The following is a 24,379-nucleotide window of genomic DNA, read 5'->3' as shown; positions in this document are numbered from 1 at the left end:
ATCAATGATTTTTTAGTAGTTCATTTATGTTCTCATGAATTTTTGAGTTTGATAGCCTGTAATGTGTCCATACCCCTTCTTTACGCCATTTTAAAAACCCAGCATTTTTCAGGATGTTTAAATGATGAGACACCGTAGCTTGAGGTTTTTCAAGCGCTTCCATTATCTCACAGACACACAGTTCACCATATCTCAGCAGATAAACTATTTTTAGCCTTGTAGGGTCTGCAAGAGCCTTTATTGTTTCTGAATCTTTATATATCTCATCATCACCCGGCATTTCAGATGTTATTTTTTTCAATCTTTTAATCTGGTCACAGTTGGGATTTTTTCCACCAATTTCACATGATTTCATAGTAAGAGTATTTGAATAATGATATATTTAAATATATGGATGTGTTAAAATTATAGGATGGTAAATTATAAGATAATGATAATTACAAGGTTATTAAAAATTACAGGGTTATAAAAATGGAATCCCCAAAAACTAAAGAAAAAGTTTTATTCATCTGCAATCGCAACGCTGCAAGATCACAAATGGCAGAAGGCCTCCTCAGATCATTGTATGGGGAATATTATGATGTTTACAGTGCAGGGAATTATCCAAGCACCTTAAACCACTACGCTGTAGAAGTAATGGCTGAAATAGGTGTTGACATATCCAAACACAGATCCAAAAGCCTCAAGGAGTTTGAAGGAACTGAATTTGATCACGTGGTTACTGTATGCGATGGTGACGCATGTCCATACTTGACTGGAGGAAAAAATTATCTTCATAAATCATTTGAGGATCCCGCAAGAGTTAAAGGAACCAAAAGTGATAAAATAAAGGTTTTTAGAGGAATAAGGGATGAAATTAAAGGTTGGATAGAAGAAAGCTTCAGAAAGCCTTAAAAAAATCTACACCTTTGAATCCACAATTTTTATAAGATGCATTGACCTACATAGTATAACTTTAAAAACGAATACAAACTAATCATAAACAACAACGTTAGGGCTAATTTTAAGCTAATTTGTTTGATATAAATAATGGAGGCGTAAAATGGCATTTAAAGACCTTTTTAAGTTCAATAAAGGAAAAACAACATTTGTGTTCATTGGTGGTAAAGGAGGAGTGGGAAAAACAACCGTATCCGCTGCAACAGCTTTATGGTGTGCAAGACAGGGCAAAAAAACCCTTGTAATATCCACAGACCCCGCCCATTCCCTTTCAGATTCATACGAGAAAAATATAGGACACAACCCAACACCCATAGCAGAAAACCTTGAAGCACTGGAAATTGACCCAGAAATTGCTATGCAGGATTATCAGGCTAAAATGAAGGAACAACAGGCATTAAACCCCGGTATGGACATGGGAATGATGCAGGATCAGATGGATATGGCTTCAATGTCCCCAGGTATTGACGAAGCAGCCGCATTTGACAAGTTCCTCCAGTACATGACCACAGACGAGTACGACATAGTGATATTCGACACAGCACCAACCGGACATACATTAAGGCTCTTATCATTCCCTGAAATGATGGACTCATGGGTTGGAAAGATGATCAAGGTTCGAAGACAGATAGGAAGCATGGCAAAAGCCTTCAAAAACATAATGCCATTTATGGGTGACGAGGATGATGAAGACAGAGCTATGGAAGACCTTGAAGCTAGCAAAAAACAGATAAGAGAAGCTAGAGGCATTATGGCTGATTCTGAAAGGACCTCATTCAAGACCGTTGTTATACCTGAAGAGATGTCCATTTACGAGTCAGAACGTGCGATGGAGTCCCTCCACAAGTTCAATATGACAACAGATGGAGTTATAGTGAACCAGATCCAGCCTGAAGAAGCTGACTGTGAGTTCTGCCGTGCCCGAAGGAAAATCCAGGAAAAACGTCTTGAAAGCATCAAGCAGAAGTTCGGAGACCAGGTCATAGCCGAGATACCACTCCAAAATCATGAAGTTAAGGGAATGGAACAGCTCAAACAGATTGCAGATATTCTCTACGGTGATTCTGAAGAAGGGAAAAAACCTCCAATTGCACTGAACTAAGGTCTAAAAACCGTTAAAAGTTTTTAAAACCTTTTATTTTACTTTTTTTATATATTTTAAAATATGGCTTTTTATATATGTCTGTAGATGGTTTACATGCTCATAAAAGACGTCAGGAAATGTGAATATTTTAAAGCAATGGATGAAACCATTCTGTGCGAACTCCTGCACCCTGAAAATGAAAACATTGAAATGGGTTGTAGCATTGCCCATGCAGTTTAGAACCTGGAAAATCTTCTCTACCCCACAAACTCAAAAAATCCGTTGAAATCTATTACATTCTTGAGGGTGAAGGTGTGATGCACATCGAGGAAGAATCCTCACGGGTTCATGCAGGACAGGCCGTTTACATTCCACCTCATGCAAAGCAGTGGATTGAAAACATCGGTAATGCTGATTTGAAGTTTCTTTGCATTGTTTCACCTCCATGGCATGAGGATGATGAAGAGTTATGCGGATGAACTCCTAAAGATACTAATAAATTGATGAATAAATTTGAATTTTCTAATTTTAATTATTAAATGAAACTATTCTATCAAGTGAAATGTTTCGATGAAAAAAAATTTCAATGAAAAAAGTTCAACCTTCTTAAAGATATTAAAAATAATTAACCCCAAATTAGATCAATTAAAGGGATCACTTCAGTAAACAACCACAACACACATGTAACTGAATTTCATGCCCAAAACTTCATTTAAACTGGTTTTAACAATTTTTTCATCAGGGTAGCTCAGCTTCTCGCAGACTGCAATTTCTCTTGCGGGATCAACACCGTTATCAATCAAAAACTCAGCAAGTTCCTCCACACTTCGGTTTGGAAGGATTATTGTAGGTTTCCCATTATCAACAAGCTTTAAAACATCTTTGGAGTTTCCCTTTCCATGCATGGTTACTATGTCAGCATCATCCCAGGGTATCTGAAGTTTTGCAGCACACATCTGAATTGAACTTACGCCTGGAACCACTTCAACATCTATTTCACCATTTAAATCATCCATTAATTTTAAAATAAGTTTTAAAACCCCTGAAAATCCAGGATCGCCGGTTGAAAGCAGTGCTACAGACTTTCCTTTCCCCACGTGTGAAACTGCAAGCTTCATCATTTCCTCCATTTCACGGGCTTCAATTTCAATCTTCTCCTCATCAACATCCTTGAAAAGTTCAAGGGACCTTCTGCTTCCCATTAAAATATCCGCAGATTCAACGATTTTTTGAGCTTTAACCGTTAAATATTCGCTTGATCCAGGCCCTATACCCACCACGTAAATCTTTGACATTCCATTTTCTCCAGTTCTTGATCCATTTTTACTCAATTCATTTATTACAAAGTTCTAACACTTCTATTGCTAATTATATTACCACTTATTTCTTTATAAATTTTTACCAATGCATTTTACCAATTTATCTTTTATAAGTTCCAATTTTTATTTATATTATTAAAAACTTGATTTCATTTACTTGGATTTAATCATCGAAATCGTTATTTATCATGGTCTTTTAAATAGAAATAGATAGCTTTGAGAATAAATGATTAGAAAATTAAGAAGGGATATTTAATGCTTCAAATTGCTGTAACAGGAAAACCAAACGTTGGAAAATCATCATTTTTTAATTCTGCAACTCTATCAGAAGTGGAAGTTGCAAGTTACCCATTTACAACCATAGACGCCAATAAGGCAGTTGCACACGTGATCACCACCTGCCCATGTACAGAGATGGAGGTTACCTGCAACCCCAGAAACTCGAAATGTGTCGAAGGCAAAAGATTGATACCAGTTGAACTTGTGGACGTTGCAGGGCTTGTTCCAGGCGCACACGAGGGCAGAGGGTTGGGAAACAAGTTTTTAGATGACCTTAGACAGGCTAGAGCCTTCATACATATAATAGATGCCTCAGGCTCCACAGATGAAGAGGGAAGACCATGTGAGGCCGGATCCCACGATCCACTTGATGATGTGGAGTTTTTAGAGCACGAGATAACCATGTGGCTTTTCGGTATCTTGAAGAAGAACTGGAACAGGATGATAAGGAAGGTAATGTCTGAAAGGCTGAAATTTGCAGTTGTCATAGCAGAACAGCTAAGTGGAACTGGAATAATGCTTGAGGATGTTATAGAATCAACAAAACTCATTAGCAAAGATTATGATAAATGGGAAGACTCTGACATCATAACCGTTCTGGACGACCTTCTAAAAAGGGCAAAACCCATGTTGATCGTTGCAAACAAGGCAGATCTGCCAACTGCAGAGAAGAACATCAAACGTCTGAAAGAGAAGTATGTAAACGTTATTCCAGCATCTGCAGAATCAGAATTAGCACTTATAAGAGCAGCAGAAGCTGGTTTAATAGATTACTTCCCTGGAAGTTCAGATTTTGAGATACTTAAACCTGAAAAACTGACAGACAATCAGATAAAAGCCCTTAACTACATAAAAGAACACGTGCTTCAAAAGTATGGAGGTACGGGGGTTCAAAAAGCATTGAACACCATAGTTTTCGACACTTTGAACATGATAACTGTTTACCCTGTGGAGGATGAGCACAAACTCTGCGATAAAAAGGGCAACATTCTACCAGATGCCATACTAATCCGTAAGGGCTCTAAACCTAAGGATCTTGCATACGTGATACACACAGATATCGGCGATAGTTTCATGCATGCAATGGATGCAAGGAAGTGCATGAGGGTTTCAAGCGACCATGAACTGGTTGATGGGGATATTATCAGTATTGTGTGCCGTAACTAAATTTTAATAGTCTTTAATTAGTTTTAAGGAAAAAAGTAAATTTTTTCTATTTTTACCTATTTCTTTGTTTTTTAAAGTTTTAAATAAAAATTGACCAAATTAAACTGTTATTCAATGTTTAATTATCTTAATTAAAGTAAAAATAAAGAAATTACTGAAGTTTTTGAATATTTAACTTTTCATGTTTTCCATCGAGCCTAATAACCCCATTTTAAACATTCTGAGGACTTAATGCTTCACTATAAATGCCCATGCACAGTATACTATTAATTTCATATTCGTTTTTCTTGTCTATGTTCATCTTAACAATACATTTATCTCCATGTTTACGGGCAGGAGATTTGCACTTTTCATCCATATATTCAAATTTCAGGCAGGGTTTATTGGAAAACAGGGTTTTACATGAAGATACTCTGAGATTTCTTATCTTATTTAACTTAAAAGTTTCAGGTGCTAATTTAACCATGTCATCTGCACTTTCACTAGCATATTTCCTGTATATATTTATATAATTCCTATTCATTTCAATATCATGATTAGTTGTTATAAAATAGCCTAAAATGTCTTCTAGATTATATCCACATTTTATACAAAATTTTTCATTAAAATTAGAGTGTTCACAGTTGGGACAATATCTACTATGTTGACCATAGGAGGGGGATCGAGTTTCGAGAAACAAAATACTGAAGCCTGCAATAAAAAGTATTGTATATCCAAGATATTGAAAGTACTCATATCCATATTTAGTTGTTGCAATGAATATTATTAAAAGAACTACTGGAAGAGTCATAGCGATAACTTGCTTATATCGTGCTATTTTAAGGTGATCTCTTCCTCCTTTTAAATCCTTTCCACAGGATTTGCAAATCTTAGAATTAAATGAATTCTTCAACCCACATATAGGACAGTACATCTAATCACCATTATTTAAGAATCAACAATCCTTTAAACAAGTTAAATAAAAAAAACAAGAGAAATAATTCTCACAGGATTATTGGGCTTATCTTCAGGCTAAAATGAAATGATTTCTTAAACTGTTGTTTCCTGTTCATCGAGGTAAGTTATATTTATTATTTGGGCACCTGCGTTTTGTAGATATTTTCGTAGATTATCTGATTCCATATACTTCCGTGCGTTTTCAATATTGTCCCATTCAAATAAAATCATAACTTCATTCTGGTCATCCAAGTTACGGAAGAGATGAGCTTCTTTAGAGCCACTTTCTTTGCGTGTAGCTGATCTTTCATCAAAAAAAGTTTTCCACTTCGTATAACTCTCAAGTTTTAGTTGTCCAAGCACATGCACCATGATTCAACCCCCTTATAACATTTAAATATGTAATTCGTATGATATTAAATTTTCGTAATGTGGTAGTAATAGTATTTTATGAAGTGGATATCAATTTTAGAAACCCAAATGCTGCTTAAACCTGCTTTCGTTATATAAATTCTACAGTTTTTAATCAACATGTTTAATGCGATTTAAATTCCTTCCTCCCCAAAATATCCCTTGCAGCAATTATTCCAGTTGCAGCAGCCCCAACAATTCCCCTTGAAACCCCCGCACCATCACCTGCAACGTAAAGTCCATCAACCCGGGTTTTCATTCCAGAGTCAACGTCAACACGCATTGCGTACAGCTTTATCTCAGGAGCATAGATCAAGGTGGAATCGGATGCAACACCTGGAATTACCTTATCAAGTGCTTCAAGTCCCTCTATTATGTCCACCACGAGCCTGTGTGGTAGTGCCATTGCAATGTCCCCTGGTGTTACGCTTTTGAGTGTGGGTACAACGTTACTTCTCTCAAGACGTTTCCAGGTGGATCTTCTTCCCCTTTTAAGGTCTCCAAGTCTTTGAAGTAGGGGTTTTCTCCCACCCAGGGTTGTTGATATGCTTGCAATTGAAAATGCATAAGCTGTAGTGTTTTCAACAGGTTCTGTAAGTTCTACATGGACCAAAAATGCGAAGTTAGTATTTTCAGATTTTTTATCGTGCATTGAATGTCCATTTATCCCTACAAAGTCGTTGTAAACCTCCTCAACAACGAATCCTTTTTTACATGTACAAAACGTCCTTACAAAGTCATCATAGGTCTTAGTGGTTATGTGGAACTTAGGATCCCAGTTTATGTCTGTTATGTTCTCCATTACTATCTGTGGAACCTCAACTCTAACTCCAACATCCACTGGATTGTGTTTTATCGGAATTTTAAGTCTCTGCATCTGGCCGGCTAACCAGCGCGACCCAATCCTTCCAGGTGCCGCCATCACATAACTGCACTCTATCTCAAACTTACCATCTTTTTCATTTCGAACAACTGCCCCTTTAACCTGGGTATCTGCAATTATTTCAAGAACTTCTGTTTCAAGTAAAAAAACAACACCATTTCCTTCAAGCTCATTTTTTATGGAGTTTATTATCTCAGGTGTTTTATCGGAGCCCATGTGCCTCTGGACTATGGGTATGAATTTTATTCCGGTTGCAGCTGATTTCCTTAAAACATCTGTTATATCCTCCTCCTTGGGGGAGTAGAGTTTTTGGGTGGCACCGTGCCTTAAGAAGAATTCATCAACCTGGTGCACGATCTTCCATGCCTCTTCTTTACTTACAAAATCCTCAAGGTTTCCACCTATATCCGGCCTCAAATTAAGTTTACCGTCTGAAAGCCCTCCTGCACCTCCAAGACCCGTGTTTATATTACATGGGGAACAAATTCCACATTTTCCAGTTTTAAGAGCCATACAGCTTCTTCCCGCCATACCCCTCCCCATATCAACCACAACCACCTTGAAAGCAGAAGATAGTTCGCTGGCTGCAAAGAGTCCTGCAGGCCCTGCACCAATTATTAAGACGTCACATTTCATTAAAACACCACAGATCAGTTTATAAATGTTAAAATCGCTTCTAGAATTTTATTAAGTAATGGGTTTAATTTTATCATTTCATTATTTATGTTCTTAAATTTATAAAAATAAGTAAGAATTTGATTTTGAAGATTGAATGTTAAAGCTGTTCAGTGAAAGAGAGAGAGGTACATTTCAAGTGTATCAAGTGTAAACATGAAGATCTATAAACTCCCTCCTGAGGATGTTTACAGGGAACTTGAAACCTCATATGAAGGTTTGGACCGTGAAGAGGCCAAAAAAAGGTTAAATAGATACGGACCTAATCAGATAGAGGAGATCAAAGGTACTCCCCTTATCTATAAATTTCTTGCTAATTTTTACCATCTTCTGGCTTTGCTTCTTTGGGGCACCAGTGCACTGGCATTCATAGCCGGGATCCCTCAACTGGGATTTGCAATCATCGCTGTTATTATAATAAATGGTTTTTTCAGTTTCTGGCAGGAATATGAAGCAGAAAAGGCAATAGATGCCCTTAAGAAAATTTTGCCAGCAAAGGCGAGGGTTGTCCGAAGTGGTGCGGAAGGGGAGGTAGTTGCAGCAGAGCTTGTTCCAGGAGATGTCCTTGTTTTAGGTGAAGGGGACAAGATATCGGCAGACGCAAGACTTGTGGAAGCATTTCAGATGAAAATTGACTCATCCACACTCACAGGCGAATCTAAACCCGTGCGTAAGGTTTCTTATCCCATTACAGATGATGACCAGACCATCATCGAAATGCCAAATATCGTTTTTGCAGGCACCAGCGTTGCATCTGGCTTCGGTAGGGCTGTAGTTTTTTCAACAGGTGAAAATACCGAGTTCAATAAAATAGCATCGCTTACACAGGCCGTAAAAGAGGAGCCAAGTCCTCTACAAAAACAGATGAATAGGTTAACCCAGATAATTGCGGTTATAGGAATTTCAATGGGATTCATTTTGTTTGTGGTTAACGTCTGGGTCATACAGTTCACACTGACCATTGCCTTTATTTTTGCGATAGGACTAACTGTTGCATGTGTTCCTGAGGGGCTTCTTCCCACAGTTACCCTCGCACTGGCTGCTGCTGCCAAAAAGATGGTAAGTGAAAATGCATTGATAAAACGTCTTTCAAGTGTTGAAACCCTTGGTTCAACCAACATAATATGCACTGACAAAACTGGCACTTTAACCAAAAATGAGATGACTGTCCGAAAGATCTGGATACCCTGCGAAATAATTGATGTAACAGGAGCAGGTTACAATCCAGAGGGTGAGTTTCTCCATGAAGGTGAAGAAATCTCCCACCAGGAGGTAAGAGAGTTAAAACTATTGATGAGGTCTGCAACCTTTTGTAACGATGCTAAACTAATTGAACCCTCTAAAAAACACTTAACTGAATTATTTGATGAATCTAAATCATCTGAGGGATTTGATGAATCTGAATCATCTGATGAGTATTCCTCAGGATTAACTTCTAAAACCACTCCCCCAAAACCATCAGAAAACATAAAGCAAAAGGGTTCAGATGAACCAGAAGGAACCCTGAAAACCGGTGGAAAATGGAGAATTCTAGGAGATCCAACAGAAGCTTCTCTGCTGGTTGCTGCACGTAAAAATGGTTTTAACTGGGAAGAGGAGATAAAAAAAAGTCCAAGAATTGTTGAACTTCCATTTGACTCAAAAAGAAAATCAATGAGTTCAATCCACAAGAAAAAGGATAAAAATGTTGCATACGTAAAAGGAGCCCCTAAAAAGATCATAAATCTCTGCAATGAAATATCCATTGATGGAACCCCTGTGCCATTTCCAGAGGATGAAAAAAAGAAAGTAATAGAAAAACACGACGAACTTGCAGCTTCAGGACTCAGAATACTTGCAATGGCCTACAGAGATCTTCCAAAAGATTTTAAAGATTATTCTCCTGAAGAAGTTGAAAAGGACATGGTTTTTCTGGGAATGATGGCAATGCAGGATCCTCCGCGTCCTGAAGTTTACCCTGCAGTCCAAAAATGCCACCACGCCGGCATCAGGATAATCATGATAACAGGGGACTATGGACTCACCGCCAGATCCATAGCAGAGGAAATCGGCATCATAAAGGGCGAATGCAGGATATTGAAGGGGAAAGAACTGGACAAAATGTCGGATGATGAAGTTATGGAAGTTCTCAGATCTGGAGGTAACGTGATATTCGCCAGGGCCGTGCCAGAGCATAAGATGCGAATCGCCTCGATACTTGAAAGTGAAGATGAGATCGTTGCAATGACAGGTGACGGTGTAAACGATGCCCCGGCCCTTAGAAAGGCAGATATCGGTGTTTCTATGGGAATAACAGGTACTGATGTTGCTAAAGAAGCTTCAGACATGATTTTAACCGATGATAACTTTGCAACCATCGTTTCTGCCATTAAAGAGGGTAGAACCATCTATGAGAACATAAGAAAGTTTATAACCTACATATTTACCCACGAAACCGCCGAAATCATTCCATTTGTTGCAATGATTCTCTTTCAAATTCCACTTCCCATTGGGGTCATGCAGATACTTGCAATTGACCTTGGAACGGACACTCTTCCTGCGCTGGCCCTGGGTATGGGTCCCTCAGAGGCGGATGTAATGGACGTGCCTCCCCGATCCAAAAAAGAAAGGCTGTTAAACCTTCCAGTTATCTTCCGAGGTTACGTGTTTTTGGGTTCAATTGAAGCTGTGCTGGTGATTTCAGGGTATTTCTGGGTTCTTTACAGTGGAGGGTGGCAGTGGGGCCAGACACTTGCATTTATAGACCCCCTTTATCTGAAGGCCACCACCATGACATTTGCAGGGATTGTAACAGCCCAGATAGGAAACCTGGTTGGCTGCCAGACCACAAGGACCTCCACATTCAGTGTGGGCATATTCAAAAATAAGTGGGTGATAAGGGGGATCCTGTTTGAAGTTGCGGTGGTGTTATCCATAGTTTACGTGCCGTACCTTCAGGGTTTATTCAGTACCACAGCCCTTGGAATTACAGAATGGATTTATCTGGCAACATTCATCCCGATTATGTTTTTTGCAGAGGAGTTAAGGAAGTACTTTGTTAGGAAGCACAGCTCCAAATCGTCTTAAATCAATTTATCCTTAAAAGGTCCTATTTTTAAATATAAAAATCTCTGATAATCCAGTTTAATTCTTTAAAAGGATATACTTCCAATATAAAAAAATCCGTTATAACTCCAATTTAATCCTTTAAAATGCCCTACTTCCAATATAAAAAAAATCCATTATAACTCCAATTTAATCCTTTAAAATGCCCTACTTCCAATATAAAAAAAATCCATTATAACTCCAATTTAATCCTTTTAAATGGCTTTATTTCCAATTTATCTCCAGTGTAAATATTTTTAAATGAATATGGTACCACTGAAACTCCTCTTTCATGTGCAATCTCCAGTGCCTGTGAAAATTCCGGGTCTGTGACCCTGTTTGGAGTGAATCTGCAGGCATCTTCTGAAAGCACAAGAAATAAAACCGCGCTTTTCAAACCCTCACCCACCGCCCGTGTCAACTCCTCAACGTGCTTTTTTCCCCTTGTTGTTGGAGCGTCTGGAAACCTTGCAAGTCTATCTTCAACAAGGGTACAGCCCTTAACCTCAACAAGCATTCTTCCATTGTTATCGTCTGATAGCAGAAAGTCTATACGACTTTTACCGTAGGTGTATTCACGTCTTTCAACAGAGTAATTTGAAAACTCTCCAATTCTGCCTGATTCAATCAGATCCTGAGCTATGTCACTGTGAAATCCTGAATTTATAAGGACCCAGAAATCATCTTTCTTGACTGCAACAACATCGTACTTGGTTTTTCTGTGGTCTGGATTGAGTGCCGGCCTTAAAAGCAGTGCCACATCTGGAAGCAGGAGTTCTTTAAGCCTTCCTGGATCCCTGAGATGCGCCTTTTCCAACATCTGGCCATTATTCAATCCTTCGTTTGTTTTAAACACAACTGTGAATCTGTTGGGCCTTTCAACGAAGTTTCCTTCAATTATATTGGATACTATCATTTTTTTTAATCCTTGATCCATTTACTTATATAAATTGGATATTATCATTTTAAATGTTTGATTTTATGTTTGAATGTATAAATTAGATCTATATTAAGTTATTAAACTGAAGCGATGCCCTAAGATTCATTACTCAAATAAGATTCATTCCTCACTTAGATGCCTAAATAATTAATAAATGAATTAAAATCTTTAAAATAACCTAAATAACCTCATCTTATGCTTATTTTATCCAGATTTTGAACAAAATCAACCGCATGCTCCAGAGTTGTGCTGTAGGGCTCGTACATGTAGGTTTCATACACAAATGTAGGTATTCCTGAATTTATAAGGGGAAGGGTTACGTATGACCCGCTTGTTGGGCCCTTCTCTGGTGGAGGGACATAAAATGTGAGCCATGATATTTTTTCGGCAATTTCAAATGCGTATTCCCTTGAGATCTTGTCGTTTGCAGGCACGTCTACAAATATTTTATCTTTGTAAACACCCCTGTTTGAGTGTACATCCACGGCTAAATCAAATTTATGAGATTTTATATCCGGCACAACATAGTCATAGGCCAATTTCTGGCCATTGATCCGTCCTTTGTTGTAGTCCGCTGCATCCTGTGTAACATGGACCCTGTAAATGTAGTAACAATATTTTAAGGAATTATCGTTGGTTATAACTGCTTCTAAAATTGCATCGTGAGCATCGAATTCCAGAGGATGGACTCCTGTTATGTAAGCTACTTTTATAGGTGAACTAATGTTTCCGTAGGGCCCTCCTCTTTCAACGTAACCATAGTCTGTTTTTCCAAGAATCATAGGGGATTCAAACGTTTTAAAATTTGTAATCTGTGAGATATCAACACCACCAACGTTCTGGTTAATAAGAAGAGACGTTCCCATTATTCCAAAGATAAGAAGGAGCAGAAATAAGTTTTTCATTTGCATCATATCACATTTTCATAGATGTTCTTACATATTTCATCAAATCTTTTTATACTAATTCAAATGTATATCAATCATCAACTTATATTATTCCCAAATTCCCACATTATCATAACTGACCATACCTGAATTTAGAACTTTAGATATCCATTAGATGATTTATCAAGAAGTCCTTAATTGATCTATCACAGATTTAAACGATATAAAACGGGAAAAGAAGTATTTTTGAGAATATTTTTTTTGAAATAAAAATATTTTGATTTTAAAAATGAGGTGAAAAATTGCATCCAAGACCAAGCCCAATAGCAGCTTCACTTTACACGTTAAGAGATTTAAATGCAGATGTTATCATACTACACGGCCCCCATGGCTGCTGTTTCAGGACTGGAAGACTACTTGAAAATGACGGTGTGCGCGTTGTAACCACTGCCATGTCTGAAAACGACTTTGTATTCGGGGCAGCTGAAAAACTCGAGGAAACCCTCCGCAAAGTTGAGTCCATGTTCTCCCCAAAACTTGTAGGGGTTGTTGGAACATGTGCAAGTATGATAATTGGGGAAAACCTTAAAGAAGCCGCTCAAAATGCCAATATAAACGCCAAGGTCATTACAGTTGAATCCCACGGAGGATTTGGAAATGGGGACAACACTGAAGGGGCCATAGCTGTTTTAAATGCCGCAGCAAAGGGTGGTGTCATACCCTACGCGGAAGCAGAGCGCCAGAACAGAATGCTTAAACTTGCAACCAGAATAGAGAAGACTAGGGGCATGGCCAAGAGGGAGTACATTCCACCATCCTACGGTGACAACAAGGTGGAAGTTGCAAAAATCCTTCTTGAAAGGTTCCAAAATGGAGATAAAATAGCAATTGTCCTCAATGCAAAAAAAGAAACCTCATACCTATTTTCAGACCTTTTAAAGGTTCAATTTAGTAACATAGCACCAGGTAATAAACCAACAATAATTGCAAACCTGGATGATGAAGTTGGGCTTCCGAGAATAAGACAGCATGCAGCTAACATTAAAAAGGAGCTTTTAGATGCTGGAATTAGCGTTGATGTAATAACTGGGGGGCTGGACGAATACCCTGTAACTGGAGAAGAAGCCGTGAAATTTTTAAGTGATAAACACTTTGATCTGGTGGTTGTTGCTGGTGTACCCCACGCTTTACCAATAGAAAAACTAAACACCGATACGATAGCTGTGACGGATGGCCCAAGGATTGTGGAACCCTTGAAGGAAATGGGATATACATACGTTGTCACGGAACTGGATGCCCATGCAAAGACCCTTGGAACAAATAAAATTGTAAGATCAGATTTTGGAGATGTTTTAAGGGGCATCATGGATTTATAGAAATTCTTTATTTTTTTATTCGAGATTTTAGCATGAAAAATTTAGCATGAAAAAATTTTGGGCTTGATAATTTCAGTATCTTATAGATCTAAACTTCAATAAAATAATAATTCCTAAAGGTAGGATATATCTATATAAAATAAAATCATAATGTTACTAAAATCAATAAGTTAGTTCATGATTATAAAAATAGTTCATTAGTACTCCCATGTTTAAACATGGAATGCAAAGAGAACATTACAACAAAGAAATATTAACCATAACACTAACTATATACAACAAATCATTTAAAAAAAATATCACGGTGATATGATGACAGAAACAGTTGGAATGATACTCTGCGGAGGCTTTGGAAAGAGGTTAAGACCCCTAACAGAAACAGTTCCCAAACCCCTCGTTGAAATTAGGGACGATTACACCATCCTGGACAAACAGCTCTTTGACTTTAAAAATGCAGGAGTGGACAAAGTACTCCTTTTAACAGGTTTTCTAAGTGATAAAATAAGGGAAAGATATGATGAAGAATACAAAGGAGTTAAAATAGAGTACATCCAGGAAGAAAAGCCCCTTGGAACTCTAAACGCCATAAAACTTGGTATAGAACATCTTAAAGATGGCGAACAATGCATCATAAGAAACGGTGACGTTGTTGCCGATCTAAACATTAAAAAGATGATAGAACAGGGCGAAAAATCTGACTATCCCCTACAACTTTTTGTGACCAAGATGGTTTCACCCTATGGAATAGTTGAAATAAACGGAGACAGATTAGTATCCTTCAAAGAAAAACCAATTCTCGATTACTACATAAACGGTGGAGTTTACTTCTCCAACGGTAAAATAGACTTTGGGGACTTTGAAGTTGGGGACATAGAAAAAACAGTGTTTCCAATGCTTGCCAAAGAGAACCAACTGGGTTACTACAAGGAAAATGGGCTTTTCTGGATGGCAATAGACACATCCAAGGAGCTTGAACAGATAAGGAAAGAGTACCAGAACCGTGAAGACAAACCATGGGGCTACGAGAAGATCCTTATAAACACAGAGAAGTACCTCACCAAGGAGCTCTTCATACGTGAAGGGTACCAGACCTCGTTCCACTATCACTCCCAAAAGGACGAAACAATGTACATAGTAAGTGGAACCGGCTACATTGAATTTGAGGATCGTAAAGACTACTTTGGAAAGAACGACACAATAAGGATAGAGCCTGGAGAAACCCATTCCATAGTTGCAATGGAGAACACAGTGCTCCACGAGATCTCAACACCACATCTCAACGACACAATAAGGGTTAAAGATTACTACAGTGCAAGGTAAAACACAGACAATCGCACAGTAGGCAGATTTAAAGTAATAATTACCTAGTATAAAATAGATCCAAACTATAAACACGGACCCAACCTTATTTTTATTTTTTTTAGAGAAGTATCCGACAAAATAAGAAAAACACATGATGTAACTAAAAAAATAGAAAAATGAAAAACAAACAAAAATAAGAAAAAATTAGGGTTAAAGGATTAAATAGAGATCAAATAGGGAATTAACTGAAAACTAGATATTAATAATTAAATAAGGAACAACATGATAACCATAATTGATTACGGCTCAGGAAACCTGAAGAGTATTAAAAACGGGTTTTCAAAGATAGGTGTGGAAACTGTAGTATCTCACGACCTCTATGAAATGAAAAATGCTGATGCTTTAGTCTTACCTGGAGTTGGAGCGTTTGGAAATGCCATGGAAAAACTCAAAGATTATGAAGAAGTTATAAAAACCCATATAAATTGTGGAAAGCCGTTTCTTGGAGTTTGTCTTGGGTTGCAGGTTCTTTTCACAGAGAGTGAAGAGAGTCCGGGCTTAAAAGGCCTTGAGATATTTGAGGGAGAAGTTCTGCACTTTCCAGAGTCAGTTACAGCCCAAGGAATGAAAATACCCCACATGGGGTGGAATAAACTTAAAATTCAGAACGAATGTCCTATAATTGAAGGTGTAGGCCCGGAATACATGTACTTCGTGCACTCATACTATGTGAAGCCCACAGACGAGAGCATAATAGCTGCAACTGTTGATTATGGAGTTGATGTTCCTGCAGTTGTTTGCCGGGAAAACGTGTTTGCAACCCAATTCCACCCTGAAAAGAGTGGTGAAATAGGTCTCAAGATTCTCAAAAATTTCGTTGATATGGTTCCATAAAACAAGAAATCTTATTACTTTTTATATAATGAATATTAATTATTAGTTATCCCGATCAAAAAGTTGTAGATGAGTAAAAATATTATAAAATTAAAAAACTAGCAGAATTAATTTTGTAAAAATTTTGGATAACAATAAACAACCTCAAATACTTCAGTTAATAAAGCAAAAAAAGGTGTATCAAGTGGACATAGAAGGCTTCGTAAGGCGCGCAATCATAGAACAAGATGAAAAATCCGTTCAAGATAACCTAAAATACAAAATACTTGAATACAAGGACATAACCCCTCAAAAAGCTGGTGAAATGGCCGCCGCAGTAATTGAAGAGGTTAAAAACACCCTTAAAATCGAAGAACATGACGATGAATTCCTCAAAGAACTCATAAAATATCCAAAATCCGAAGTTGGAATGGGTGAAATAGGTGTGGGATCCCGTGGCGAGGGAGATTTCTTCGTACACAGAAAGATTGCAGAAATAGTATCCAGCGTCAAAACCAGCGCACTGATAAATCCATCAGCCCAGGACGATGGAGGAGTTGTTAAGGCAGAATTAGGATCTAAAGAGGCTTACATTACAACTGCAGTTGACGGTATTCATTCCAGATTGAGCGAATACCCCTTCCTTGGAGGTTTTCACGTTGCAAGAGCCACCTTAAGAGATGTTTGTGTAATGGGGGCAGACCCAGTTGCAATGCTGAGCGACCTGCACCTTGCAGACGACGGAGACGTGGGTAAACTCTTCGACTTTACAGCAGGAGTCTGCGCAGTATCAGAACTTGTGGATGTACCTCTTGTAGCCGGAAGCACACTACGAGTTGGAGGGGACATGGTTTTAGGCGACAGACTCGTAAGTGCAGTGGGTGCAGTTGGAGTATCTGAGTATCCGCCAACCGCAAGGAAACGTGCAGAAGCCGGAGATGTCATACTCCTCACAGAAGGCTCTGGAGGAGGTACAATAACCACAACAGCCCTCTATCATGGGATGTTCGATGTTATACGGGAAACAATGAACGTAAGTTTCATCAAAGCTTCTGAAGCCATATTCAATGCAGGGTTGCTGCCTAAAGTTCATGCAATGACAGATGTTACAAATGGAGGTCTCAGGGGAGATGCCCATGAAATAGCAAGCACAACAGGGCTTGGATTAACCTTCTTCGAGGATAAGATCAGGGACATGGTGAATCCAAAGGTGCTTGAAATGCTTGAAAAGCTGGACATAGACCCACTCGGTGTTTCTGTGGATTCACTGATGATAATAGCACCGAAAGATGTTGCAACAGAGGTTAAAAAAGTTATATCCTCGGTTGGTGTCCGTATAGATGAGATAGGTTATGTTGATGAAAGCGGTAAATCCAAGCTCATGAAAGATGGTGTTGAAGAGGAATTGAAACCACTTTTCAGGGAAGCAGCTTACACCAAGATAAAAAAAATCGTTGGGGATATTGAACCTGAAGATTTCAACGCTATGAAAGATAAAGTTCAAAAAGCAGCTCTTGATGCCATAGATAAGAAGGATAAAGTTGTGGATATGATAAAAGGGAATGAATAGAAAGGAGACTGAGTAAAAAGGCTTCTCTTTTTATAATTTTTAAATTAAAGTTTTTCAGGCGGTTAAATGGATGAAAGAGGGTTTGCAGTCAGTTTAGATGCAGTGCTTGCATTGATACCTGTTCTGATTGTAGTTGCAGCTGTGACAAGCATTAACTACTACGACCCTCTAACTACAGAATCCCATGTTCGATTATCTCACAGCGCCCAGGATTCCATTGAAGCAATGGCCCATTACAAAGAAAATGATGGTTCAAACACTCTTCAAGACATTTCAAACATCTTAAAAGAAAATCAAAACGACGAAACAGGCATCAAAAATGCAGGGCAGATAGCGGGTTCTTTTCTAAATAAAACATTGAACGGGACTAAGTACAGTTTAACAGAGGAAACCCAGCTTAAAGGGAAAGTTATAGCATCGAACGCAGATCTAAAATCTGCAGACAACGTTGCAGTTGGTGTTAAAAACTGTGAAGACTACACATTCAAGTTGTACGTGTGGAGTTGAAGATTTAGAAGATAGAAATAAGCGTATAGATTAGAATATTGACCGACAGTGAATTTTAGAAAAATTTAGGTATAATTTTAGATAGAAAATCAATTAAGATAAGAGAATAAAAGTAATTATGACACAGAATAATTTATACAAACTAAACCCGGATTAAATTAAGGATTAACTATTTATCCATCGGTGTATCAACCTAAAATTGGATTGTTTAATAAAATTGGATGAAAACATTTTCAATAGGGCGTGAACATGGATACCTCTGTTTTAGATTTAAAATCAAAAAGAAAATTTGCAGGATTCATATCAGCTGTCACACATCCTCCTCTGGTTGCAATACCTGTATTTATCCTTATAAACTACTTCATTCTGGGCGGGAACAACTTTCTATTTATTACGCTGATCTGTTTAATTTTTGGTACTATTTTACCTGTTATTGCGGCGCTATTTTGGATAAAAAAGAGAAATATAGATATTGACATAACAGATAGGGTTGAAAGAACTTTTCCACTAATTTTTGCCATTATCTTCTATCTCATAGGGGCCATTGCACTCTACGCTGTCGGTGCCCCCCTCGTAACAACCGTGCTCATGTTCTGCTACTTCTCAAACACGTTGATCGTACTTTTTATAAACCATTTCTGGAAGATAAGCATCCATGCAATGGGTGTCGCGGGTCCGGCAGCGGCGTTGATCTATGTTTTCGGCTATTACGGAATTTTATTCAGTCTTACAATCCCATTTGTAATGTGGAGCAGAGTTTACCTAAAAAAACACAGCATTTGGCAGGTTCTGGCAGGTGCTGCATACGGCCTGATAGTAACAGGTATGCAGTTGTACCTCCTAATTCCATGAGCCTTAACCAATTTTTTGGCAAAATCTTGCTCTTTAAAAACCATTTTTTGCCAGTACCATGCTAAATGCAAAATTCACACAAAGACCACTTGATCCATTGTTACATTACAAATAAGATAAAAACTATTACAAATATCATGTTTCAGGTTTATATTTTTAAAAGTTTAAATATGGATGAATCCAATTACTATTAAAGAAAGTAAACTAAATGAATTAAATATAAAAATGAGTACTGATTAAATATAAATGAATTCCATTGTTAGAATCAATAAAATTTTTACTATTTTCTAAATTTAAAAATAGAATAAAAAATAATAAAATCTCATATGCCTTGATAGTGTAGTTGGATAACACGTAGGATTGCGGATCCTATTCCCCGGGTTCAAGTCCCGGTCAGGGCATTTTAATTTTTTATATTAAAACTTTTTAGGGTTTAAAAAGTCCCTGCCCAATAGAAAACTATTCTAATTGCTCAGCAGGTAACTTTTTTAATTAATTCTGATTTTTTTTATCTAACGTTTTATGTACCTAAAGTCCCTGTTCTTGTTTAAAACTATGCTGCGTTTCCATCTCTCGTCCCTATCAGGATAATCCTCCCTGTAATGAGATCCACGACTTTCACGGCGCATCAATGCCGATTCTGTGGTAAGAGCTGCAACAATGAGCATGTTTTCAATCTCAAGGGCATCTTGAAGATTTTTATTGAAACCTGTACCCTCAGGCACCTTCATATTTGCGATCTTCTCTTTAATCTCCATTAATTTACCCATTGCCACTTTCAAATCAGTTTCATTTCTTATTATGGCCACGTTGTTCCACATGGTTTCTCTAAGCTCTTTTTTAATTTCATGAGGGTAATAATCACCATCTTTAAAGAGTGAATGAATTCTTTCCTCTTCTGCATTTACAAACCCATTGTTAGAGCTGAACTCTGTTTTTAAGGCGTTTTTAGCGGCTGATTCTCCGGCTATTTTCCCAAATACCTGGGTTTCTGCAAGGGCATTTCCACCTAATCTGTTTGCACCGTGAACACCTCCTGCAGCCTCACCTGCAGCGTAGAGATTTTTGACCTTTGTCTCACAAAGTGGATTTATTCTTGAACCGCCCATGAAGTGGTGTGCTGTGGGTGCAACCTCCATTGGTTCCTTTCGGATGTCAACTCCCACGTCCTGGAACTGCAGTAACATGGTTTCAAGCTTCTCTTCAATGAGCTCTGCAGGCAGATGGGTTACATCAAGGTAAACTCCCCCATTTTCCGTTCCCCTACCTTCTCTTATTTCATTGTAGATTGCTCTGGCCACAATATCACGTGTTGCAAGTTCTCCTCGAGGGTCGTAGTTTTTCATGAACCTTTCACCTTCTGAGTTGATGAGTCTTCCTCCTTCACCACGTACCGCCTCGGTTACAAGAACTCCTTTTCTTGATTCAGGATAAAGCATTCCTGTTGGGTGGAACTGTACCTGTTCCATGTCAATAAGGTCTGCACCTGCATTGTAGGCCAGTGCGTACCCGTCCCCAGTTTTTTGTACAGCGTTGGATGTTACAGGATAGAGCCAGCCAGCTCCTCCAGTTGTAATGACGGTTGATTTTGCCCTGAAAACCATGAAATCCGAGTTTCTAAGGGATACTCCGCATGCCCCTATAACTGCATCCCCTACTTCGTTCATGATGAGGGATGTTACCATTACCTCATCAACTGTTTCGATTTTCTGCCTTATGACCTCTTCTTTAAGGGCCATCATCATCTCATGACCTGTCCTGTCACCCTGGAAGCATGTTCTTCTATAGGTTTGGCCTCCAAATGGGCGCTGGTTGAGTTTTCCAGATTCCTGTCTGTCGAACAATGCCCCATAGCTTTCAAGTTCCATGAGCCGTTCTGGTGCCTGCTCAACCAGGATCTTAACCAGTTTAGAATCGTTGAGGTACGCCCCTCCCTTCAACGTGTCGTGGATGTGGGCTTCAAAACTGTCCTCAGTATCAACGTATCCAAATGCCGCGTTGTATCCTCCTTCTGCCAGAATTGTACATCCAGATCTGAATGATAAACCCTTTGAAACTATTATAACATCTAAGTCATGTTTATGGGCTTCTATGGCGGCCCTGCAACCTGCACCGCCAGACCCTATAACCAGTACATCGCATTCAATTATCTCGCTTGCCATGGTATCAAATTAACTATCAGGGTTATTTAATTTTATGATCGATTCATTTAAATTGAAAATATAAAATAAATATAAAAAGGATCATAACCAACTTTTATTCAATCACGTTAATCTATATCACGATTTTTGGGGGCATTATTTGAAGAGAAAGGAAATAGTAAGGCTTGCAAAGAAAGATTTTGAAAAGGCATGGGTTGAAACGGCCAAAACCCTGAAAAAGCCCCATCATGACGATGAATATCCAAGGATCCATCTAAAAACTGGTAAAAGTCACATGCTCTACGACGCCATCGAAGAGCTCAGACAGGCGTATTTAAAACTGGGATTTGATGAAACTGTAAACCCTCTCTTCATAGACGATAACCATGTTTACAGACAGTTCGGCCCAGAGGCTCCAGCAGTTCTTGACAGGTGTTTTTATCTTGCAGGACTTCCAAGGCCAGATATTGGAATTGGAATGGACAAGATTGAGAAAATTGAAAGTCTCGGCGTTGAACTTGACGAGGCCAAGATTCAGAGCATCCAGGATGTTTTCAGGCATTACAAGAAGGGAGATACAAGTGGGGATGACCTGGTACAGGATGTTTCATGTGCCATTGATGTATCAAATGATCTGGGACTTCGAATACTCGAAAAAGTGTTCCCAGAGCTCAGGGAACTTACCCCTGTGGCCAGCGGCACAACCCTCAGATCCCACATGACATCAGGATGGTTCATAACACTCGAATCCCTCCATAATAAGAGTAAACTACCTATAAAACTTTTCTCAATAGACAGATGCTTTAGAAGAGAACAGAGAGAGGATGCAAGCCATCTTATGACCTATCATTCGGCTTCATGTGTTTGGGCGGATGATGAACTGTCCCTTGACGTGGGAATGGCAGTATCTGAGAGTCTTCTGGAACACTTTGGCTTTGAGAAGTTTAAATTCCTGCCCGACGAGAAGAGATCCAAGTATTACATCCCTGAAACTCAAACAGAGGTTTACGGATACCATCCAAAACTTAGAGAGTGGGTGGAGGTTGCAACCTTCGGAATGTACTCCCCAATTGCCCTTGCAAGGTACGGTATAGACAAGGACGTTATGAACCTTGGAGTTGGGGCAGAGAGGATCGCAATGATACTGCACAACCAGGAAGATGTTCGTGCAATGGTTTATTCTCAAACCTACGGAAAATGGAATATAACCGACAGGGAACTTGCAACCATGCTTCGAATAAACTACTATCCTGTAAGTCCTGATGGCAGGGCTTTGATGGATCATCTACTAAGAACATGGAGGCAACATGGGGATGCAGTTTCTCCCTGTGAATTCACAGCCTTTAAAGGGGAATTCATGGGTAAAAACATTGAAGTTAAAGTTGTAGAACCTGAAAAGGGTACAAAACTCCTTGGACCTGCCTCATGGAATGCTATTTACATCTACGACGGCAACATAATCGGTGTACCCCTTAAATCAAATACGGAAGATAAACTTGCTTTAAGTGCTGTAGAAAAGGGAATTCCAACTAACATAAGTTACATGGACGGTTTTGCAGCCCAGGCAGCATACAAGATAGAGGAGATGGTTGTTAGTGGAACTGATAGTACTAAACTCAGAACAACAATATCCAGATCCATCTCTGACATAAATTTAAGGCTTGATGATGTAGCATTGAATTATATAACGAGTAAAAACAAGGTTATAGATGTTAGGGGCCCTATTTTCTCCACAATAACCTGTGAAATTGTGGAGTAATCAGTAAACCTATATATTTCAATAGTTAATTAGTTCAATTTAAATTAAAAAATTCTTTTTTTTACTATTTTTTAAATTGATTACTTTTAGATAAAAAAATGTAAAATTATTTTTAAATCAAGTCTTAAGAACTTCATGTAGGTATATGACCCTCATATCATCCCTTATGAAAAAGATCATAAGAATAATTGATTTGAGTCTATCGTATTTCAGCATAATCTCCATTACGGTAGGTTTCTATAGATGTATCTTTTGTTAAATAGGTAGATCCAGGGAGACTTTTTATTTATTATTCACACTACTCTTTTATTTGCTAGTCACCCATGACTCTGGATCATTATGTACTTTCCAGTTGTAGGATCCTTATAGACCTTACCAACCTCCGAAAGACCACTTGTTGAACTGGAAGCATTTTGAAGTGTTGAGGTAAGGTTCTGGGCTGTGTTAAGATCAACTGCTTCTTTAATTATTGTGTTGTCTGATGTAGTTGTATCTCCAGATGTGTGGGCGCTGGACATTATTGTAAATATCAAAAACCCCACTGCAAGAACTAGCATGCAGTCTATCATGTTCACTGCATAAACCATTGGATCTATTTCCTCGTCACTTGAGAGTAATTTCTTACCCTTTTTCATTCTTCTCTGTTTCAACATTTGTATATCTCCAGAATAGTATCCATCAGGGTTTCCAGGTCGGATATTTCCTCCTCGTACCACCTTCTTCTTATCTTAGATGTTAAAAAAGCAATTGCTGCTGCTGCCATACCAAGAACAGCTGCATCAAATGCCATTGTAAGGTGCTGTGCAAGATCTTGAATATTCCCTGCTCCCAGTGCTGTGAGTCCGGGGCCAAGAGGTATTAAAGTTCCCATAAGTCCCACTGCAGGTGAGATCTTGGCTATGATATCAGTTTTTTCAAGTTTTTTAGAGGCCAGCAAACTTTCGTCTTCAACCATTTTAAGTGCAAGAGATTCCCTGAACTCATCACTCACATTAGAACTGTTTATCAAAGTTTTAAGTGCTTCTTTATGAGTTTTGGGTATGTTGCCTGCTTCAATTATCCCAATTATCTCATTTGAATCCTTTTTGTTTTTAAGGGATAACAGTTGGTTAACAAATTTGTTAAGGTTAAAATTTACTTTTCTTCGTTTGTAGTACTCAGCCATAAGTATGCCAAGGTTAAGCAGAGCGTAAAGGAAAAATATTGTGAGGACTACCATCACAGGTACTAAAAGGCTCTGTGAAATTGCATGCATGCCACTGCTGAATGTACTGCTTACTGAAGCTGTCATTGAATCACCCTTACATTAATATTAATCTTTTTTTTCTATTTTGTGATTTAAACCATTATTATCTTGTATTACAATTTTAAATGTTTAAATTCAATTATGAATCG

The 24,379-nt window shown here is 38.4% G+C and carries 23 protein-coding genes and 1 tRNA gene; 14 read left to right on the top strand and 10 right to left on the bottom strand.

What is annotated here, in order from left to right; translation table 11 throughout:
• Window position 1: 1 nt before the first annotated feature.
• Entirely contained in the window at window positions 2-355 is a 354-nt protein-coding gene (locus MSWAN_RS00385; protein ID WP_013824625.1) for an ArsR/SmtB family transcription factor, read from the bottom strand.
• A 116-nt stretch (window positions 356-471) separates the two neighbouring features.
• On the opposite strand from MSWAN_RS00385, the gene MSWAN_RS00380 reads away from it, so the two are divergent.
• The 4 genes from MSWAN_RS00380 (at window position 472) to MSWAN_RS12990 (ending at window position 2,502) form a co-directional block, all read left to right on the top strand.
• On the top strand, window positions 472-894 hold the full coding sequence (locus tag MSWAN_RS00380) for an arsenate reductase ArsC (RefSeq protein WP_013824624.1): 423 nt from the start codon (window positions 472-474) through the stop codon (window positions 892-894).
• A gap of 148 nt (window positions 895-1,042) precedes the next feature.
• Entirely contained in the window at window positions 1,043-2,041 is a 999-nt protein-coding gene (locus tag MSWAN_RS00375; RefSeq protein WP_013824623.1) for an ArsA family ATPase, read from the top strand.
• Between the two features lie 96 nt (window positions 2,042-2,137).
• Window positions 2,138-2,263 (top strand): cupin domain-containing protein, encoded by a 126-nt coding sequence (locus tag MSWAN_RS13090; RefSeq protein WP_265101172.1) that lies wholly within the window; start codon window positions 2,138-2,140, stop codon window positions 2,261-2,263.
• Between the two features lie 47 nt (window positions 2,264-2,310).
• Entirely contained in the window at window positions 2,311-2,502 is a 192-nt protein-coding gene (locus MSWAN_RS12990) for a cupin domain-containing protein (RefSeq protein ID WP_227717020.1), read from the top strand.
• 180 nt (window positions 2,503-2,682) lie between these two features.
• Here MSWAN_RS12990 and MSWAN_RS00365 read toward each other — a convergent pair whose 3' ends face one another.
• Window positions 2,683-3,318 carry a cobalt-precorrin-7 (C(5))-methyltransferase gene (locus tag MSWAN_RS00365; protein WP_013824622.1) on the bottom strand — a complete coding sequence of 212 codons (636 nt, stop codon included), beginning with the start codon at window positions 3,316-3,318 and terminating at the stop codon, window positions 2,683-2,685.
• A gap of 279 nt (window positions 3,319-3,597) precedes the next feature.
• Between MSWAN_RS00365 and MSWAN_RS00360 the strand changes: the two genes are divergently transcribed.
• Entirely contained in the window at window positions 3,598-4,788 is a 1,191-nt protein-coding gene (locus MSWAN_RS00360) for a redox-regulated ATPase YchF (RefSeq protein WP_013824621.1), read from the top strand.
• Between the two features lie 211 nt (window positions 4,789-4,999).
• On the opposite strand, the gene MSWAN_RS00355 is transcribed toward MSWAN_RS00360, so the two are convergent.
• The 3 genes from MSWAN_RS00355 to MSWAN_RS00345 all read right to left on the bottom strand — a co-directional run bounded on the left by MSWAN_RS00355 (window position 5,000) and on the right by MSWAN_RS00345 (window position 7,654).
• Window positions 5,000-5,701, bottom strand: coding sequence for a hypothetical protein (locus MSWAN_RS00355; RefSeq protein ID WP_013824620.1), 702 nt, complete (start codon window positions 5,699-5,701; stop codon window positions 5,000-5,002).
• A gap of 116 nt (window positions 5,702-5,817) precedes the next feature.
• The gene (locus MSWAN_RS00350; RefSeq protein ID WP_013824619.1) at window positions 5,818-6,096 is read right to left on the bottom strand and encodes an antibiotic biosynthesis monooxygenase; all 279 of its coding nucleotides are present in this window, start codon (window positions 6,094-6,096) and stop codon (window positions 5,818-5,820) included.
• A 163-nt stretch (window positions 6,097-6,259) separates the two neighbouring features.
• On the bottom strand, window positions 6,260-7,654 hold the full coding sequence (locus MSWAN_RS00345; protein ID WP_013824618.1) for an NAD(P)/FAD-dependent oxidoreductase: 1,395 nt from the start codon (window positions 7,652-7,654) through the stop codon (window positions 6,260-6,262).
• Between the two features lie 195 nt (window positions 7,655-7,849).
• Between MSWAN_RS00345 and MSWAN_RS00340 the strand changes: the two genes are divergently transcribed.
• Window positions 7,850-10,759 carry a cation-translocating P-type ATPase gene (locus tag MSWAN_RS00340; protein WP_013824617.1) on the top strand — a complete coding sequence of 970 codons (2,910 nt, stop codon included), beginning with the start codon at window positions 7,850-7,852 and terminating at the stop codon, window positions 10,757-10,759.
• Window positions 10,760-10,970: 211 nt separating this feature from the next.
• Here MSWAN_RS00340 and sfsA read toward each other — a convergent pair whose 3' ends face one another.
• Together sfsA and MSWAN_RS00330 are read right to left on the bottom strand one after the other, a co-directional pair.
• Window positions 10,971-11,693, bottom strand: coding sequence for a DNA/RNA nuclease SfsA (sfsA, locus tag MSWAN_RS00335; RefSeq protein WP_013824616.1), 723 nt, complete (start codon window positions 11,691-11,693; stop codon window positions 10,971-10,973).
• A 212-nt stretch (window positions 11,694-11,905) separates the two neighbouring features.
• Window positions 11,906-12,628 carry a hypothetical protein gene (locus tag MSWAN_RS00330; protein WP_048187777.1) on the bottom strand — a complete coding sequence of 241 codons (723 nt, stop codon included), beginning with the start codon at window positions 12,626-12,628 and terminating at the stop codon, window positions 11,906-11,908.
• 278 nt (window positions 12,629-12,906) lie between these two features.
• On the opposite strand from MSWAN_RS00330, the gene cfbD reads away from it, so the two are divergent.
• The 7 genes from cfbD to MSWAN_RS00295 all read left to right on the top strand — a co-directional run bounded on the left by cfbD (window position 12,907) and on the right by MSWAN_RS00295 (window position 19,485).
• Window positions 12,907-13,980: a Ni-sirohydrochlorin a,c-diamide reductive cyclase catalytic subunit gene (gene cfbD / locus MSWAN_RS00325; RefSeq protein WP_013824614.1), complete on the top strand. Its 1,074-nt coding sequence runs from the start codon at window positions 12,907-12,909 to the stop codon at window positions 13,978-13,980.
• Window positions 13,981-14,292: 312 nt separating this feature from the next.
• The gene (locus MSWAN_RS00320) at window positions 14,293-15,300 is read left to right on the top strand and encodes a sugar phosphate nucleotidyltransferase (protein WP_048187776.1); all 1,008 of its coding nucleotides are present in this window, start codon (window positions 14,293-14,295) and stop codon (window positions 15,298-15,300) included.
• A 264-nt stretch (window positions 15,301-15,564) separates the two neighbouring features.
• Complete coding sequence (hisH, locus tag MSWAN_RS00315; protein WP_013824612.1) at window positions 15,565-16,176, top strand: imidazole glycerol phosphate synthase subunit HisH; 612 nt, start codon at window positions 15,565-15,567, stop codon at window positions 16,174-16,176.
• Between the two features lie 184 nt (window positions 16,177-16,360).
• Complete coding sequence (locus MSWAN_RS00310; protein WP_013824611.1) at window positions 16,361-17,725, top strand: AIR synthase-related protein; 1,365 nt, start codon at window positions 16,361-16,363, stop codon at window positions 17,723-17,725.
• 66 nt (window positions 17,726-17,791) lie between these two features.
• Window positions 17,792-18,232 (top strand): hypothetical protein, encoded by a 441-nt coding sequence (locus tag MSWAN_RS00305; RefSeq protein ID WP_013824610.1) that lies wholly within the window; start codon window positions 17,792-17,794, stop codon window positions 18,230-18,232.
• A 249-nt stretch (window positions 18,233-18,481) separates the two neighbouring features.
• A complete protein-coding gene (locus tag MSWAN_RS00300; protein ID WP_013824609.1) occupies window positions 18,482-19,084 on the top strand; it encodes a phosphatase PAP2 family protein in 603 nt (200 codons plus the stop codon).
• Window positions 19,085-19,412: 328 nt separating this feature from the next.
• Window positions 19,413-19,485: transfer RNA gene (locus MSWAN_RS00295), tRNA-Arg, on the top strand.
• Between the two features lie 111 nt (window positions 19,486-19,596).
• Here MSWAN_RS00295 and tfrA read toward each other — a convergent pair.
• Window positions 19,597-21,246 (bottom strand): fumarate reductase (CoM/CoB) subunit TfrA, encoded by a 1,650-nt coding sequence (gene tfrA, locus MSWAN_RS00290; RefSeq protein WP_013824608.1) that lies wholly within the window; start codon window positions 21,244-21,246, stop codon window positions 19,597-19,599.
• 139 nt (window positions 21,247-21,385) lie between these two features.
• On the opposite strand from tfrA, the gene sepS reads away from it, so the two are divergent.
• The gene (gene sepS / locus MSWAN_RS00285; RefSeq protein ID WP_013824607.1) at window positions 21,386-22,984 is read left to right on the top strand and encodes an O-phosphoserine--tRNA ligase; all 1,599 of its coding nucleotides are present in this window, start codon (window positions 21,386-21,388) and stop codon (window positions 22,982-22,984) included.
• A 317-nt stretch (window positions 22,985-23,301) separates the two neighbouring features.
• On the opposite strand, the gene MSWAN_RS00280 is transcribed toward sepS, so the two are convergent.
• On the bottom strand, window positions 23,302-23,637 hold the full coding sequence (locus MSWAN_RS00280; protein WP_013824606.1) for a DUF2149 domain-containing protein: 336 nt from the start codon (window positions 23,635-23,637) through the stop codon (window positions 23,302-23,304).
• Complete coding sequence (locus tag MSWAN_RS00275; RefSeq protein ID WP_013824605.1) at window positions 23,631-24,275, bottom strand: MotA/TolQ/ExbB proton channel family protein; 645 nt, start codon at window positions 24,273-24,275, stop codon at window positions 23,631-23,633. Before MSWAN_RS00275 ends, MSWAN_RS00280 begins: the two co-directional genes overlap by 7 nt.
• Window positions 24,276-24,379: the final 104 nt, after the last annotated feature.

It is taken from the genome of Methanobacterium paludis (assembly GCF_000214725.1).
Classification (GTDB): domain Archaea; phylum Methanobacteriota; class Methanobacteria; order Methanobacteriales; family Methanobacteriaceae; genus Methanobacterium_C; species Methanobacterium_C paludis.
This window is presented reverse-complemented; position numbering and strand designations above follow the sequence as displayed.

Excerpts from the sequence above, each read along its gene's own strand:
- MSWAN_RS00280 (WP_013824606.1), bottom strand. The coding sequence starts at position 23,637 with ATGTTGAAACAGAGAAGAATGAAAAAGGGTAAGAAATTACTCTCAAGT.
- MSWAN_RS00305 (WP_013824610.1), top strand. The coding sequence starts at position 17,792 with ATGGATGAAAGAGGGTTTGCAGTCAGTTTAGATGCAGTGCTTGCATTG.
- MSWAN_RS00375 (WP_013824623.1), top strand. The coding sequence starts at position 1,043 with ATGGCATTTAAAGACCTTTTTAAGTTCAATAAAGGAAAAACAACATTT.
- MSWAN_RS00345 (WP_013824618.1), bottom strand. The coding sequence starts at position 7,654 with ATGAAATGTGACGTCTTAATAATTGGTGCAGGGCCTGCAGGACTCTTT.
- MSWAN_RS00365 (WP_013824622.1), bottom strand. The coding sequence starts at position 3,318 with ATGTCAAAGATTTACGTGGTGGGTATAGGGCCTGGATCAAGCGAATAT.
- MSWAN_RS00275 (WP_013824605.1), bottom strand. The coding sequence starts at position 24,275 with ATGACAGCTTCAGTAAGCAGTACATTCAGCAGTGGCATGCATGCAATT.
- tfrA (WP_013824608.1), bottom strand. The coding sequence starts at position 21,246 with ATGGCAAGCGAGATAATTGAATGCGATGTACTGGTTATAGGGTCTGGC.
- MSWAN_RS00340 (WP_013824617.1), top strand. The coding sequence starts at position 7,850 with ATGAAGATCTATAAACTCCCTCCTGAGGATGTTTACAGGGAACTTGAA.
- MSWAN_RS13090 (WP_265101172.1), top strand. The coding sequence starts at position 2,138 with ATGCTCATAAAAGACGTCAGGAAATGTGAATATTTTAAAGCAATGGAT.
- sfsA (WP_013824616.1), bottom strand. The coding sequence starts at position 11,693 with ATGATAGTATCCAATATAATTGAAGGAAACTTCGTTGAAAGGCCCAAC.
- MSWAN_RS00360 (WP_013824621.1), top strand. The coding sequence starts at position 3,598 with ATGCTTCAAATTGCTGTAACAGGAAAACCAAACGTTGGAAAATCATCA.
- MSWAN_RS00380 (WP_013824624.1), top strand. The coding sequence starts at position 472 with ATGGAATCCCCAAAAACTAAAGAAAAAGTTTTATTCATCTGCAATCGC.
- MSWAN_RS00355 (WP_013824620.1), bottom strand. The coding sequence starts at position 5,701 with ATGTACTGTCCTATATGTGGGTTGAAGAATTCATTTAATTCTAAGATT.
- MSWAN_RS00320 (WP_048187776.1), top strand. The coding sequence starts at position 14,293 with ATGACAGAAACAGTTGGAATGATACTCTGCGGAGGCTTTGGAAAGAGG.
- hisH (WP_013824612.1), top strand. The coding sequence starts at position 15,565 with ATGATAACCATAATTGATTACGGCTCAGGAAACCTGAAGAGTATTAAA.
- MSWAN_RS00350 (WP_013824619.1), bottom strand. The coding sequence starts at position 6,096 with ATGGTGCATGTGCTTGGACAACTAAAACTTGAGAGTTATACGAAGTGG.
- MSWAN_RS00385 (WP_013824625.1), bottom strand. The coding sequence starts at position 355 with ATGAAATCATGTGAAATTGGTGGAAAAAATCCCAACTGTGACCAGATT.
- MSWAN_RS00330 (WP_048187777.1), bottom strand. The coding sequence starts at position 12,628 with ATGCAAATGAAAAACTTATTTCTGCTCCTTCTTATCTTTGGAATAATG.
- MSWAN_RS00300 (WP_013824609.1), top strand. The coding sequence starts at position 18,482 with ATGGATACCTCTGTTTTAGATTTAAAATCAAAAAGAAAATTTGCAGGA.